Raw genomic sequence first — 13,696 nt, forward strand, 5'->3', positions numbered from 1 at the left:
GGTAAAACCAGTTTCTTATGGTCACCCAAAGACTGTGGCACACACCTTGTATTACGAACCCCAGATTGTGGAATCATTTTTAAATAGGAACCTCTCATGTTCAAAGCACTAAGCCTCATTTCCGTCACGCTCCTAAGCTTACAAAGCTGGGCTGGCAGCATCTATGACGTCAAGATTAAGAACGTACCTCTTTATGATGTTTTTAAGAAACAAGGGATTCCCGAAGCCGCCCTTCAACGAACTTTTGAATTCTTGGATGTCAATGGCGGTAAAACTGTTCGCGTTCGCACTAAGGTGCGTGGTCGCACGGCCACTTTCATGACCGAAAAAGAAGTCACGATTAAAGACGACAACATGGCGGCGATCATCGATTTCTCGTTGCCATCCAGCGAACGTCGCCTGTTCGTTATGAACTTAAAAACCGGCGCCGTTTCAAAACACTTTGTCGCTCACGGCAAAGGTTCTGGCGTGAAAGTGGCTTCGAAGTTTTCAAATATCGACGGATCAAAAATGTCTTCACTAGGGTTCTACCTGGGAGGCAGCACTTACTATGGTTCACATGGTGAATCCTTGAACCTGTATGGTTTGGAAACGACGAATAGCAAGGCGGCAGAGCGTGATATCGTCATGCACGCAGCAAACTATGTTTCTGAAGATTTCGTGAAATCGCAAGGCCGTTTGGGACGCAGCTGGGGTTGCCCAGCGGTGGCGCCTGGAATCTTACCTAAGATGATCAATAACTTTAAAGAAGGCGGCGTTATCTATGCCTATCATAAAGACTTGATCAAGGCGTCTACGAAGAACCCGACTCTTCAAGAAGTTGAACACGATGGTGATGACGAGGACATCGATTTACCAGGAGAGGAAGAATCTATTCGTAACGGTGGAGCTCCGATCAAAACCGCCGAGGTGAAGCAAGAGTCTGTCGGTGAATTGGCCAATGCTCCTGTCCCAACGCCAGCGCCTCGCGAACAAATCGCGACTCCGGCGCCGACAGAACAAAAATAATTTTCGTCGGACAATAAAAATAAAAAAGGGATGCTTTTCACAGCATCCCTTTTTGTTTTTAGGACCTCTTGTAATCGTCCTGATATCTGACGATATCGTCTTCGCCAAAGTAGCTTCCCAGCTGCACTTCCACAAATTCCAGCATCTCATTCGTGTTATTGCGAATACGGTGTTTTGCGCCCAATGGAATATGGATATGCGTCCCCGCCTTGACCGGAATGACCTCATCATTGAGTACCACTTCGCCAGAGCCCACAGTGATCGTCCAATGCTCTTCACGCTTTGCATGCGATTGATACGAAATCTGAGAGTGCGGATTCACGCGAATGACTTTGGATTTAAAATGAGGCGTGTCCTTCAAAATCTCAAAGTAACCCCAAGGGCGATACTCAAACACATGATCTTTCACGAGGGAAGATTTATGCTGAGTCAAAGTTTCCACCACGTGACGAACATCTTGAGACAAACCTTTTTTAACCAACATCAAAGCGTCTTGAGTGTCGACGACAATCACGTCATCCAAGCCCACCAACGAATAATTTTTTTCTTTAGGGCCGAAGACGAAGTTGTTATGCCCTTTGACGTTGATGAGGTCGTGGCTTTTCTTCAAAGAAGAAACCGCATCCCAAGAACCCACATCGCTCCAACCGAATTCCGCGGGAATACAAGTCAGCTCTTCGCCGCCTAGTTTTTCCATGATCGCGTAATCGATCGAAATGCTTTGCACTTTTCCGTAGATCTCGGCCAGATTCGAAGAGTCTTCTTTTAGATTTGAAATCTGCTTCCACATTTCCGGCTGATGTTTTTCAAACAAGCTGATCATGTGCGACACTTTGAAAACAAAAATTCCCGCGTTCCAGCTGAAACTTCCTTGAGCAATAAACTCTTTGGCTTTTTGCAAATCCGGTTTTTCGTGGAATTTCACAACAGAATACGCTTTGTGCGCACCTTGTTCTTTCAGACTGACCGCACGTGTTTGAATATAACCGTAACCCGTTTCCGGATACGAAGGCGTGATCCCTAAAGTAACAACGCGGTTTTCATCCGCCACAGTTTGAGCGAAGTTGACGACTTCAAGAAAGTTTTCTTCTTCAGCAATCAAGTGATCGGAAGGGAAAATCGCAACGACTTCATTGCTCAAACCTTTTTTCGCTAAAAGATGGCAAAGAGCTGCGATGGCAGGAGCCGTGTTTTTCCCCATCGGTTCGTAAACGACTTGCACCGAAGTGGCTTTGTTTTGTTTTAAATTAAGCTCCGTCAAAGTCTCTAAGGCCTTGGAAGTCACGATCCACGGAGAGCCCAATTTTAAACATCTTTGCAAAGTCATCGTCTGCAAAGGTTGATCAAAAATCTCAGAAAATTGTTTAGGCATATGCTGGCGAGAGACCGGCCACAAGCGCGTTCCGCTTCCCCCAGAGAGTATCACTGGTATCAAAAGTACCTCCGAACCAAGTTCACAATCTATATCACTAAACCGTCTAAGTGCGTAATTATAGTCACAGATTTGGGGCATTTGGTCATAAAACTGAGGCCTTTTGTAAACAGCCGGCGTAGCTTCCTCACCACAGTGGACAAAAATGCTCTCGACCCAAAGCCGTAAAGCCTTGTCAGCGTGGACTTTTCTTTCGAAGAGGAGGATACTTTTTTTGTTTTAAAAACACTAGTTTGGAGGCTCTCAAAATGTCTATCCCTTTTATTGACCTTAAGTCTCAGTACAAGGCTTTAAAAACCAATATCGACTCTCGCATTCAAAAAGTTTTGGATCACGGCGCTTACGTCAACGGCCCTGAGGTTGTTGAACTTGAACAAACACTCGCAAAATACGTCGGCGTAAAACACTGTCTTACAATCGCCAACGGTACAGACGCTTTGTGGGTTCCTTTGATGGCTTTGGGCATCGGCCAAGGTGACGAAGTTATCACGACAGCTTTCTCTTTCATCGCCACAGCAGAAACTATCGTTCTTGCGGGTGCAAAACCTATCTATGTCGACATTGATCCAAAAACTTTCAATATCGACGTTACGAAAATCGAAGCGGCGATCACTCCACGTACAAAAGCTATTATGCCTGTTTCTTTGTACGGCCAAATGCCAGAGATGGACAAAATCAACGAGATCGCAAAAAAACACAATTTGGCGGTTATTGAAGATGCGGCACAAAGCTTCGGCGCTCGCTACAAAGACAAACGCAGCGGCAGCTTAACAACAGCGACAGGAACAAGCTTCTTCCCGGCAAAACCTTTGGGTTGTTACGGTGATGGTGGCGCGATCTTCACGAACGACGACAATTTGGTAAAGATCATCAAAGAAATCCGCGAACACGGTTCTGAATCTCGTTACTACCACACTCGCCTTGGTATCAACGGCCGCTTGGACACGATCCAATGTGCGATCCTTCTTGCTAAAATGGAAAGATACGATTGGGAATTGGAACAACGTCAGCGCGTAGCAGATCGCTACAACGATGCGTTTTCTTCAATCAAAGCAGATGGTTTCTCAACTCCATTCGTTGAGTCTCACAACAAATCTGCTTGGGCTCAATACACATTGACGGTGAAAGACCGTGCGGCTTTCCAAAAGAAAATGACGGATGCGGGTGTTCCGACTTCTATCCACTACCCACGCATTATGCCAGATCAACCTTGGTACAAAGAGCACACGGCAGATCCAAAACAAGAATTGCCAATGGCTCGTTGGGCCGCAGAACACGTGATCAGCTTGCCTATGTATCCTGATATGGACAATGCGACTCAAGATAAAATCATCGCAGCAGTTAAAGGGGCGTTCTAATGAATACCGGTTTTGGTCCTTTGAATAAACCTGTCGTACTAAAAAACGGCAGTGAAACTATCACTTGGGGCGACGGCAAAAATTTCGTCTTGTTCGCCGGTCCTGATATTATCGAAGATGAAGGCATGGTTCTCGAAACAGGAAAAGAAATCCAAAGAGTCACAAAAGCTTTGGGCATTCCTTGGATCTTGAAATGCTCTTTTGATAAAGCCAATCGTCAAAGTGCTGCAAGTTTCCGCGGCCCGGGTGTGAACTCGGCGTTAAAAAGCCTTGAAAAAATCAAAGGCGAGCTGGGCTGCGCTCTTTTGACAGACGTTCACGAAACGATTCAAGTAAAAGAGACTGCAGAAGTTGCTGATGTATTGCAAATTCCTGCATTCCTTTCTCGTCAAACAGACTTGCTAGTGGAAACAGCGAAAACAGGCAAAGTGATTCATATCAAGAAGGGTCAATTCTTGGCTCCTTGGGATATGAAAGCGATTGCTCAAAAAGCCGTGAACGCTGGAAATGATAAAATCCTTCTTTGCGAACGCGGAACGACTTTCGGTTATAACCGTCTTATCAACGATATGACGGGCCTTGTGGAAATGCGCCGTTTGGGTTTCCCAGTGATCATGGATTGCACGCACTCGACACAGTTGCCAGGTGCAACGGGCGAAAGCAGCGGAGGTCGTGGTGACATGGTATGGCCTTTAGCGCGTGCTGCGATGGCAGTGGGTGTTGATGGTATCTTCCTTGAGACTCATCCAAACCCTGAAAAGGCTTTGTGTGATGGACCGACGTCATTACCACTTAAAAATCTTGAAACTGTTCTTACGAATCTTAAAAAAATCTGGACGACTCATTTCTAAGTAGAGTTCCGTCCTGAATTCAAGTAAGACTGAACCATGGTTAAGCACACGAAAAAGCTCCTGGTTCAGTCTTTAAAAATCGCCTTTTCTGCGGCGATTATTTTTTGGCTGATCCAATCAGGAAAATTAAACTTCTCTGCTCTCAAGAATCTTCTGACTCCTTGGGCGGCAGTAACAGCTTTATCGCTGGTGGCGCTTAATATTTTCTTCGCTAGTGAACGCTGGCGCATTCTGATTCGCTCTCAAGGTCTTCCGGCCCGTTCTTGGCCTGTTTTCAAGCTGACTTTAATTGGCGCTTTCTTTAATTTCGCAATGCCCGGTGGCGTTGGCGGAGACGTCATTAAGGCTTATTACTTCACACGCGAAAACCCCGGCAGCAAAGTCGTGGCCGTCACAAGCGTTCTTATGGATCGCGTCTTGGGCCTTTTTGCGATGATTTTACTCGCCCTGCTAGTGATGTTCTATGACCTCAATCACATCGTGCAAACACCCGCTCTTTTAACTTTGTTTTATTTTATCTGCGGTTTGTTCGTGGCGTTTCTTATAGCCCTCAGCATGATTTTTTCCGTCAAACTGTACGATAGCGGGGCCGTTAAGAAAGGCATCGCCATGCTTCCCCTTTCTGAAAAGTTTTTGAAACTTTATGAAAGCATGCATCTTTATGGAAAAGACGGAAAACGTTTTATTGCCGTGATTTTGATGAGCTTGGTTTCACAAGCTTGCTCGATTGCTTTTCTTTATCTTGCCGGCAGAATGGCGGGCTTTGACGAGGTCTCTGCAAGAACATACTTCCTCGTTGCACCACTTGGATTTATGGCGACAGCGATTCCTATCTCCCCTGCTGGTGTGGGTGTGGGACAAGCGGCGTTTTACTTCCTATTTAATCTCTACGTAGGAAAACAAATCGAATTAGGACCCACGGTCATCACCGCTTTCCAAGTTGGGACTTTCGTCATCAGCTTAAGCGGAGCTTTCTTTTATCTTCGCCGCAAAGACCGAGTCGAAACCAAAGAAATCGAGCAAGAAACTTAATTATAAATCAAGACAGCCTTTTTCTGTGCTCCAGACTGAGAGGCCGTTCTACAAAATGATGTCGGCGAAAGTCTGTGCCCACTCATACTGAAGGCGTGGATCCTTCTTCTTAAATTCTTCTAACGACGCTTGTTCTTTAACGAGCTTATCTGAAGACAAAAGATATAAACGACCCACTCCCGCAGAATATCCCGCAAGAATATCAGAAGCACTGTCACCCACTAAAATGGAAGTCTCCATTCGGACATGCAGTTTTTCATCCACCATTTGCAACATACCGGCGCGAGGCTTGCGAAGGCCGGCATAAAGATTTCCAACAGGCACACCTTCCTCAATAAAGCTCGACCAAACACATTCGTCGATCCAGGCTCCTTTTTCGGCCAAAAGCGATAGCATTTGTTGGTGCACGGCTTGATACTCTTTCCAGGAAATCCAACCGCGTCCCAAGCCTGACTGATTCGTTACAAGAGCAACCCAGTAACCCTTCTTATGAGCAGAGTTGATCAGTTCAATGATTCCCGGCAGTAATTGCACTTTTTGCGCTTCTTTATTGTACGGGACATTCTTAACCACAACATCGTCGCGATCTAAGAAAAGACACGGAGCCTGGCTTGCCTCTCCAAACTGCGGGAGTGCCGGAGGTTTTTTCCAATTTTGCTTCAATGATCCTAAAACTTGCGTCCAGTCATTCAAACTACAATCGGACCATACAAAATCGACAAAAGGAGTCTTAACGAAATTCTTCTTAGCGAGAATCAAACGCTGCCCCTGCAGAACCGAGTTTAAGGCGTCGATCAGCTCCCCTTGCTCTTCAAAAAACAGAATCAGGTCCGTCGCCTTGGTTCGAAAAGTGGCCGACTGAATATCCGCGACCGAGCGTCTGACAAAAGGGATCTCGTAACGAAAATGGCTTAACAAGGTTTCAAGATACATATCCTGATCCACCGGAGCTTTGTCTTTAAGGAAGACAAGCTGTCCACCCATTTGAACTGTTTCCCGAATCAGAGTTTCCCACTGCATCATCTTAAAAATCCCCGTGTCAGAAGCCATTGATTTTCTGTGCCTTATTTTACGACAAGTTGCCTCCCGTGTCCTCGGCTTTCTACTTGCCGCCTTGCATTTTAGCTTATTAGAATTTCACCTGGAGGAACGACATGACTCTCTTACTGAAGCAGATCTTCAATTTTTTAAAGCTCCTGAATTCAGACACAGGAACGAATCAACTGGCTGTGGGATTATCACTGGGATTAATTCTTGGATTCTCTCCCGTCCTATCCATTCAAACATTGATCGTTTTCTTTTTAATTTTTATTTTCCGCGTGCAAATCGGCGCCGCTTTTATCTCGGCTTTCTTTTTCAAGTTCGTGGCATTTCTGTTCGACTATCCCGCGCATCTTTTGGGTAAAGCGGTTTTAGAAACAGAGGGGCTTCGTCCTTTATTCACGACGATGTACAACATGCCTTTTGTTCCGATGACCCGTTTTAATAACAGCATCGTGATGGGATCCATGATTGTTTCACTTCTGCTTCTGCCATTCGCATTTGTCGGTTTCAAAATCATGATCATCAAATATCGCGCAACGGTCGTGGCTCGCTTTAAGAATACGAAGTTCTGGAAAGCCTTCGCCGCAACGAAGTTTTACAACTGGTATCTTAAATACGATGAGCTTTACGGATAAGGCGGAATAAAAATGGCAAACACAACACAAGACACTGCAAAGCCCCTCAAGAAAAAAGGCATCATCCGCTGGGAAGCCATCATTCCTTTTGCGATCATCTGTGCCATCATCGCGCTTTACTTCCACTTCTTCTTTGATACGCATCTACGACGGGCGCTTGAATGGGCCGGATACAATGCCGTGGGAGCTGAAGTAAACATCGCAAAGCTTGAAACAAGCTTCTTTAACGCGAGCCTTCGCATTCAAGGCATTGAAGTCACAGATGCAGAGCGCCCCACTCACGACTCTATTAAAATTGGCGACATCCGTTTTTCAATGCTTTGGGATGCCCTTCTTCGTGCCAAGGTGGTTGTTAACGAAGCCGCCGTTGAGCAAATTGAATTCGGTGTTCTAAGAAAAAAGCCAGGCAAGGTGAAGCCTCCAGAGCCCGACGATGGCCAACCTAGCATGACTGAAAAATTGAAAGCCCAGGCCCTGAAAGAAGCTCAAGAGGAATACGGCGATAATGTTCTTGGGGACGTCATTGCTATGCTGGGCGGAACCGACGCCAACGTCCAACTCCAAAAGCTTCAAGAAAGCCTGCCTTCGAAAGCCATGCTCGAAAAGTTCGATGCGGATTTGAAAGGCAAACAACAAGCTTGGGACGCACGTCTTAAGACCTTGCCTCAAGAAAAAGACATTCGCGCTTTGAACGAGCGTTTGAATAAAATTAAATACAAAGATTTCAAAACTCCGCAGGAGTTGCAAACTTCCGTACAAGAATTGGATAAAGTCCTTAAAGATGGCGATGCCATGTACAAACAGGTACAGACTACGGGCGATGACCTAGGTAAAGACCTTAAAGCCGTAGAAACGCAGTACAAGGACATCGAAAAGCAAATCAAAACGGACATCAGCTCTTTAGAGCAGCACTTCCGCATTCCTCAACTAGACGCGAAAGCCATGACTCGTGCGATGTTTAATAAGTATCTAGCGCCGTACAAATCGAAATTTTATCGCTACAAAGAAATGGCGGATAAATATCTTCCACCCAACCTAATGAAGAAGGATAAAAAGGGCGAAGACATTGCGATCCAACCACACCCACGAGAAAAAGGTATCAGCTACGAATTCGGTCGCGCGAACTCCTATCCACTTTTTTGGGTGAAGCGCACCGCGGTCAGCTCGCAAGCCGGAGTGACTCCCGATGCCGGCAATATCAAAGGTGAGATTTTAGATATCACTTCAAATCAACGTCTTGTAGGCAAGCCTACGGTCGCGACTTTGGCCGGTGACTTCCCGTCTAAAGAGATTTTTGGCTTCTTGTTGCGTCTTTCTTTAGACAACACGAAAGCTTTGAGTGTAATCGCCTACAAGTTCAATGTTGATGCGTACTCAATATTGGGCAAAGACCTGGTAAAAACTCCGGATGTGTCTATTGCTTTCAACAAAGCAACTGGAGCTATGGGCATTGAAGGTAAAGTAGTCGGCCTTAAAAATATCGTTCTGGCGATGAACAATAAGTTCACGAAAGTCGACTATGCGATTTCCGCGAAGAACGAAGTGGCCGACCAGATTTTGAAAGCCGTTTTTGCAGGAATTCCTGCAGTGACTTTGACAGTCAATGGCCAGGGCGACTTCCCGGATATTCCACTGAACATCAACTCGAACCTGGGACCTGAATTGCAGCAAGGTTTCTCGAAACAAATTCAAGCGAAAGTCGATGAAGCTCGCGCACGCATTCAAGCTGTTGTCGATCAAGAGATCGGTAAGCAACGCGCGCAAGTAGAGGCTCAGCTAAATCAATTGCGCGGTCAATTCGATGGCGAAGTTAAAAAAGCCCAAGCGCAAATCGAGACTCAACGCAAACAAGCCGAGTCCCGCATTGATCAAGCGAAGAAAGATGCCGAGAACCAAGGCCGCAAGCAGTTAGAAAAAGAAGGCCAGAAAGCTTTGGACTCTTTGAAAGAAAAATTCGGTTTCTAAGATTTCCAATTTTTCTGTCTAAGATATTTTTTCGAGAGTGTCGAAGCTCTCTACAGGACCTGTAAAGAGCTTCGACACATTCCCTAACTTACTGTTTTTACTTCTAAATTCGCCTCACTTTTTTGACCCTGCCCCTTTTTTTAGCACAAGTTTTCATGCTAGCCTGACGATGAGGTAAATATGAAAGCTTCGATTCCAACTTCAAAATTGATTCTTAGCTGTGTGATCGCCACCCTCGGCACGGCTTGCGCCAAGATGAACTTCACCCCTGTTCCCGAACAGGATAAGGCTTCTATCGTCCCGCCAACGCCTTCTAAAACGGTGACATCCACGGAAGTGGTTGCTTATGGAAATAAGCAAGTCGACTTCCTTTTGGTTTTGGACGATTCAAACTCGATGCTGCCTGAGCTGCAAAAATTGGCCGCGCGCATGTCAAGCTTTGTGAACTCATTGGATGCCAGCAACATCGATTGGCAGATGTGCTTAACCACGACTCGAGGAACTTCTCAAGGCGGCTCGCTTGTTTACGGTAAGCCTTTAAACTGGAACAGCTATTCACCTTCATCAGGTCCCGCTTACTTGCTAAAAAAAGGCACGGCGAACCTCAATACGATTTTCACTTCCACAGTGAATGCTTTAACTATTGGTGGCTCTAACTCGGGTGATGAGCGCGCCATCAAAGCGACTCACGATAATTTCCTAGATACTTCTCACAGCTGTTATCGTCCTGGGGCCGCTGTTTCCGTCATCGTAATTTCTGACGAAGACGAACGCTCTGTCGGAGGCAACGCCAGCCGCGTGAAGCCCAACGATGCCGACGGCGTTTTCCAGCCTATGGAATCTTCGGACCAACCTACGACATTGTTAGATGTAGCGCACAGCACTTTTGGTCAAGACTTGCGCTTCACTTTTAGCTCTATCATTGTGAAACCCGGTGATTCCGTGTGTGAGGCGGAGCAAGACCAAAACGTTTCGCCTAGCCATCCCGGATACGTTTATTCCGAAATGTCGCGCCTTACGGACGGAGGCGTCGGCAGTATTTGTGATGCCGATTATAGCGCCAACCTCAATAACTTCCGCGACAAGATCGTGAACTCTTTGTCCTCTTTGAACCTGCAGTGCGACCCTGCGGAGGGTACGTTGAAAGTAAGAATCGGAGGACTTGAAGTCCCCGGAATTAAACTCGACGGAAAAGTTCTGAAATTCAGCTACCCGCTAGTTGAAGGAACCCAAATCGACTTGATGTACGACTGTAAAGATTAAGAATCTCATTCCCGCCTTTGCTAAGGATCCGGCGAAGGCTTTTTCTATTGCGCTGACTTTCCTAAAAGAGAATTTACGTAGGCAATTGAATCTTTGTTATACCAATCAATCGTTCCTACGATCTTCTTAACAAGCTTCTGGTCTTTACCCAAAACCATCGACTCCGGAAGACGAGCCACCTGGAACTGCTTCATCAAGCTACGGTCTTGATCCCAAACGATTTTGATGTTTTCGCCTTTCATCTCGGGGAAAGACTTCATAAAGACATCGATATCTTCGCGCAGGCTATCGCCGGAAATCGCGATCAGCTGTACATCGCCTTTAAATTCTTTCACTAATTTGATAAGCGACGGAACTTCCTCAATACAAGGCCCACACCAAGAAGCCCAGAAGTTCAAAATAACGATTTTACCTTCCATGGACTTTAACTCAAAACTTTGTCCTGCCAGATCTTTCGCTTCGAAGTTAGGCACGCCTTCTTTTTCCATACGCTCTAAAGCAGAATAGTTGTTCGCGCCCGTCTCTTCCACACGAGAACCCATCCAATGATTAAATCCCCACACTCCTAAAACAGCGAAGATAACAACGACGATAATAGCTTTAAGATGTTGTTTCATAGGAACTCCTTACGTGCAGATAGCACGTAAACTGTAGGTCAATCTTGTGAGGAGAGCAATCAATGAGCTCCGCAATACCCGGCTTGCGACAAAAGGTTGCACTGCCAACTAGCCTCGTGGAGCATCCAAAATCTCCATGACCTGAACTCCATCACCCGGAAAAATCGCAAAGTGAGGGTGATCCAAAAACATCTGAGCCGCCTTTTCAAGAGACTCGGCCTTCACAACGATAAAGTTTCCTTGAAGCGCAGGGATATCTTGGACACCTTGAGTATCCACTAGCTTCGTATTCCCCAAAGGCCCACCTTCATAGACGACAGCGCTTTTATACCTCACCGCCCACTGCTCGCGCGCGACGGTCCCCTTTTCCATACGATCTGCCTGCTCTTCAGGACTTAACGTTTTCCACGCTTCATGAGCCTTACTATTCTCAGCACAAGTGAAAATCGCCAAAAAATTCTTCATACAAGCTCCAAGAGTTATTCTTATATCTGGTCAAGTGGTCGCAGTTTTTGAAAACAGATGGGATGCGAGGGTTCAAGCCCCGTTACTCACCCCAATTTAATGTAACAGCTAATCCAGGAGACTGCCTCCAAAGAAGTTCACATCGCGAGTCGCCTAGTAAAGCACAAACGAATATTACGTAAATGAATGTGAAGGATAAAAAGGACTAGGCACAAAAAGAAAAAGGCCCTGATTTCTCAGAGCCTTTTTTGAAAACTTATTTTTGAGATTCAAAATTAAGCGCGAGCTGCTGCTCTGTCTTTCTTTTGAGCCTTTTTAACAGATTTCTTTTTAGCCGCTACTTGTTTAGTAGTTGCCTTCTTAGCTGCAGAAGCTTTTTTAGCTACTGCTTTTGGTTCTGCTTTAGTCGCTTTCGCGTCTTCTTTAGCAGCGCCTTTAGCTTCGAAATCGTAGTCTACGAACTCAAGGAAAGCCATCTCTGCAGTGTCACCAGGACGACGACCAATTTTGATGATACGAGTGTAACCACCTGGGCGTGTCTTGAAACGTGGAGCTAGATCAGTAACGATCGAGTTAACAGCTTCTTTGTTAGGGTAGCGAGACATCAACAAACGAGTTGTTGCCAAGTCACCTTTTTTACCAAGAGTGATAGCTCTTTCAACGTGACGACGTACTTCTTTAGCACGGTCAACAGTTGTAGTGATACGGCCGTGCTCGATAAGAGAAGTTACAAGACCTCTCAACAAAGCTTTTCTTGGGCCAGATTTACGATCGAAATGTTTTACTCTTCTTCTGTGTGAACTCATTTTGTTCTCCGTTTGAACGGGCTGACCGTATTAGGTATCAGCACGATAGAACCCCGAAGGGTCACTTTTAAGGGCTCCTTGCCCCGCAACCCCCGCAAGGGTCACTTGTCCAGAACACCATCATTGGCAATTCTTAAAAAAACGATGGGAGTTCTACCTAAGCAGAACTCCCTTTAAATCTTACTGAGGAGTCTCTCTCTTTTGAGGAGGTTGACTTGGATCCCAACCCGGAGGTGGCCAGCCTTCGATTTTCATACCGAGGCCAAGACCCATCTCGCCCAAGATCTCTTTGATCTCGTTAAGAGACTTACGTCCGAAGTTTTTAGTTTTAAGCATCTCTGCTTCAGAACGAACAACCAACTCACCGATGTAACGGATGTTAGCGTTTTTCAAGCAGTTAGCTGAACGTACAGACAACTCTAGATCGTCTACAGAGCGGAACAAATTCTCATTCAATGAAGGAGAACCCATTTCGCGAGCTTCTTCAGCTGGCTCCATAGTTTCGTCGAAAGTAAGGAAGATTTGAAGTTGTTCTTTCATGATTTTAGATGAAAGGGCAACTGCCTCTTCTGGTTTCAAAGAACCATCTGTCCATACTTCAAGTGTCAAAGCATCGTAGTCAGTTCTTTGACCAACGCGTGCATTTGATACGTTGTAATTTACTTTTCTAATCGGGCTGTAAAGAGCGTCTACGCCGATGAAACCTACTGGAAGGTCAGTTTCTCTGTTTTCAACAGGAACATAACCACGACCGAAACTTACAACGATTTCCGCGTTGAAGTTTGCGTTTCCACCCAAAGTAGCGATGTGAAGATCTGGGTTCAAAACTTCGATCTTATCAGAAACTTGGATATCGCCAGCAGTTACTTTGCCTGGACCTTTTTTAGAGATCTTCAAAGTAACAGAATCAGAAGTGTATTGTTTAAAACGCACTTCTTTAAGGTTCAAGATAATGTCAGTAACATCTTCAAGAACATCAGGAATCGTAGTGAACTCGTGCAATACGCCTTCAAACTTAACAGCCGTAATTGCAGAACCCATCATAGAACTCAAAAGAATTCTTCTTAGGGAGTTACCAAGAGTAACCCCGAAACCTCTTTCGAGGGGACGGATAATGAATTTAGCGTAGTCATCACGAAGAGTATCACGATCAACCTCAAATCCCTTTGGTTTGATCATCTCTCTCCAGAACTTATAATAGTGCTCTTGCATGCTTCCCC

13 protein-coding genes are annotated in these 13,696 nt (G+C 45.6%); 7 read left to right on the top strand and 6 right to left on the bottom strand.

Going from position 1 to position 13,696, the window contains the following annotated elements; all coding sequences use genetic code 11:
- Nucleotides 1-96 precede the first annotated feature (96 nt).
- Nucleotides 97-1,008 (top strand): murein L,D-transpeptidase catalytic domain family protein, encoded by a 912-nt coding sequence (locus tag AZI85_RS10830; protein ID WP_063244085.1) that lies wholly within the window; start codon nucleotides 97-99, stop codon nucleotides 1,006-1,008.
- A 58-nt stretch (nucleotides 1,009-1,066) separates the two neighbouring features.
- On the opposite strand, the gene AZI85_RS10835 is transcribed toward AZI85_RS10830, so the two are convergent.
- On the bottom strand, nucleotides 1,067-2,434 hold the full coding sequence (locus AZI85_RS10835) for a mannose-1-phosphate guanylyltransferase/mannose-6-phosphate isomerase (RefSeq protein WP_253720977.1): 1,368 nt from the start codon (nucleotides 2,432-2,434) through the stop codon (nucleotides 1,067-1,069).
- A gap of 254 nt (nucleotides 2,435-2,688) precedes the next feature.
- Between AZI85_RS10835 and AZI85_RS10840 the strand changes: the two genes are divergently transcribed.
- From AZI85_RS10840 to AZI85_RS10850, 3 genes are read left to right on the top strand one after another with little or no spacing between them, the layout of a single operon-like run.
- Nucleotides 2,689-3,798, top strand: a complete 1,110-nt coding sequence (locus tag AZI85_RS10840; RefSeq protein ID WP_063244087.1) for a DegT/DnrJ/EryC1/StrS family aminotransferase — start codon at nucleotides 2,689-2,691, stop codon at nucleotides 3,796-3,798.
- Nucleotides 3,798-4,649 (top strand): 3-deoxy-8-phosphooctulonate synthase, encoded by an 852-nt coding sequence (gene kdsA / locus AZI85_RS10845; protein ID WP_063244088.1) that lies wholly within the window; start codon nucleotides 3,798-3,800, stop codon nucleotides 4,647-4,649. The genes AZI85_RS10840 and kdsA overlap by 1 nt, the downstream gene beginning before the upstream one ends.
- A gap of 36 nt (nucleotides 4,650-4,685) precedes the next feature.
- The gene (locus tag AZI85_RS10850) at nucleotides 4,686-5,681 is read left to right on the top strand and encodes a lysylphosphatidylglycerol synthase transmembrane domain-containing protein (protein WP_063244089.1); all 996 of its coding nucleotides are present in this window, start codon (nucleotides 4,686-4,688) and stop codon (nucleotides 5,679-5,681) included.
- A 48-nt stretch (nucleotides 5,682-5,729) separates the two neighbouring features.
- On the opposite strand, the gene AZI85_RS10855 is transcribed toward AZI85_RS10850, so the two are convergent.
- Complete coding sequence (locus AZI85_RS10855) at nucleotides 5,730-6,731, bottom strand: HAD-IIIA family hydrolase (protein WP_063244090.1); 1,002 nt, start codon at nucleotides 6,729-6,731, stop codon at nucleotides 5,730-5,732.
- A gap of 104 nt (nucleotides 6,732-6,835) precedes the next feature.
- Here AZI85_RS10855 and AZI85_RS10860 point away from each other — a divergent pair, with 104 nt between their 5' ends.
- From AZI85_RS10860 to AZI85_RS10870, 3 genes are all read left to right on the top strand, one after another.
- Nucleotides 6,836-7,360 (top strand): TIGR03546 family protein, encoded by a 525-nt coding sequence (locus AZI85_RS10860; protein ID WP_063204833.1) that lies wholly within the window; start codon nucleotides 6,836-6,838, stop codon nucleotides 7,358-7,360.
- A 12-nt stretch (nucleotides 7,361-7,372) separates the two neighbouring features.
- On the top strand, nucleotides 7,373-9,325 hold the full coding sequence (locus AZI85_RS10865; RefSeq protein ID WP_063244091.1) for a TIGR03545 family protein: 1,953 nt from the start codon (nucleotides 7,373-7,375) through the stop codon (nucleotides 9,323-9,325).
- A 180-nt stretch (nucleotides 9,326-9,505) separates the two neighbouring features.
- Nucleotides 9,506-10,588, top strand: a complete 1,083-nt coding sequence (locus AZI85_RS10870) for a hypothetical protein (protein WP_063244092.1) — start codon at nucleotides 9,506-9,508, stop codon at nucleotides 10,586-10,588.
- 44 nt (nucleotides 10,589-10,632) lie between these two features.
- Here the strand turns inward: AZI85_RS10870 and AZI85_RS10875 are convergent, their stop codons facing one another.
- The 4 genes from AZI85_RS10875 to AZI85_RS10890 all read right to left on the bottom strand — a co-directional run bounded on the left by AZI85_RS10875 (nucleotide 10,633) and on the right by AZI85_RS10890 (nucleotide 13,688).
- Nucleotides 10,633-11,205 carry a TlpA disulfide reductase family protein gene (locus tag AZI85_RS10875; protein WP_063244093.1) on the bottom strand — a complete coding sequence of 191 codons (573 nt, stop codon included), beginning with the start codon at nucleotides 11,203-11,205 and terminating at the stop codon, nucleotides 10,633-10,635.
- 108 nt (nucleotides 11,206-11,313) lie between these two features.
- Nucleotides 11,314-11,670: a hypothetical protein gene (locus AZI85_RS10880; RefSeq protein ID WP_063244094.1), complete on the bottom strand. Its 357-nt coding sequence runs from the start codon at nucleotides 11,668-11,670 to the stop codon at nucleotides 11,314-11,316.
- A 275-nt stretch (nucleotides 11,671-11,945) separates the two neighbouring features.
- Entirely contained in the window at nucleotides 11,946-12,476 is a 531-nt protein-coding gene (gene rplQ / locus AZI85_RS10885) for a 50S ribosomal protein L17 (protein WP_063244095.1), read from the bottom strand.
- 180 nt (nucleotides 12,477-12,656) lie between these two features.
- Complete coding sequence (locus AZI85_RS10890; RefSeq protein WP_063204839.1) at nucleotides 12,657-13,688, bottom strand: DNA-directed RNA polymerase subunit alpha; 1,032 nt, start codon at nucleotides 13,686-13,688, stop codon at nucleotides 12,657-12,659.
- Nucleotides 13,689-13,696 lie beyond the last annotated feature (8 nt).

It is taken from the genome of Bdellovibrio bacteriovorus (genome assembly GCF_001592755.1).
Classification (GTDB): domain Bacteria; phylum Bdellovibrionota; class Bdellovibrionia; order Bdellovibrionales; family Bdellovibrionaceae; genus Bdellovibrio; species Bdellovibrio bacteriovorus_E.

Bases quoted from the DNA above. Each gene is read 5' to 3' on its own strand.
- AZI85_RS10860 (WP_063204833.1), top strand. From the start codon at position 6,836: ATGACTCTCTTACTGAAGCAGATCTTCAATTTTTTAAAGCTCCTGAAT.
- AZI85_RS10850 (WP_063244089.1), top strand. From the start codon at position 4,686: ATGGTTAAGCACACGAAAAAGCTCCTGGTTCAGTCTTTAAAAATCGCC.
- AZI85_RS10830 (WP_063244085.1), top strand. From the start codon at position 97: ATGTTCAAAGCACTAAGCCTCATTTCCGTCACGCTCCTAAGCTTACAA.
- AZI85_RS10840 (WP_063244087.1), top strand. From the start codon at position 2,689: ATGTCTATCCCTTTTATTGACCTTAAGTCTCAGTACAAGGCTTTAAAA.
- AZI85_RS10875 (WP_063244093.1), bottom strand. From the start codon at position 11,205: ATGAAACAACATCTTAAAGCTATTATCGTCGTTGTTATCTTCGCTGTT.
- rplQ (WP_063244095.1), bottom strand. From the start codon at position 12,476: ATGAGTTCACACAGAAGAAGAGTAAAACATTTCGATCGTAAATCTGGC.
- AZI85_RS10880 (WP_063244094.1), bottom strand. From the start codon at position 11,670: ATGAAGAATTTTTTGGCGATTTTCACTTGTGCTGAGAATAGTAAGGCT.
- kdsA (WP_063244088.1), top strand. From the start codon at position 3,798: ATGAATACCGGTTTTGGTCCTTTGAATAAACCTGTCGTACTAAAAAAC.
- AZI85_RS10855 (WP_063244090.1), bottom strand. From the start codon at position 6,731: ATGGCTTCTGACACGGGGATTTTTAAGATGATGCAGTGGGAAACTCTG.
- AZI85_RS10890 (WP_063204839.1), bottom strand. From the start codon at position 13,688: ATGCAAGAGCACTATTATAAGTTCTGGAGAGAGATGATCAAACCAAAG.
- AZI85_RS10865 (WP_063244091.1), top strand. From the start codon at position 7,373: ATGGCAAACACAACACAAGACACTGCAAAGCCCCTCAAGAAAAAAGGC.
- AZI85_RS10870 (WP_063244092.1), top strand. From the start codon at position 9,506: ATGAAAGCTTCGATTCCAACTTCAAAATTGATTCTTAGCTGTGTGATC.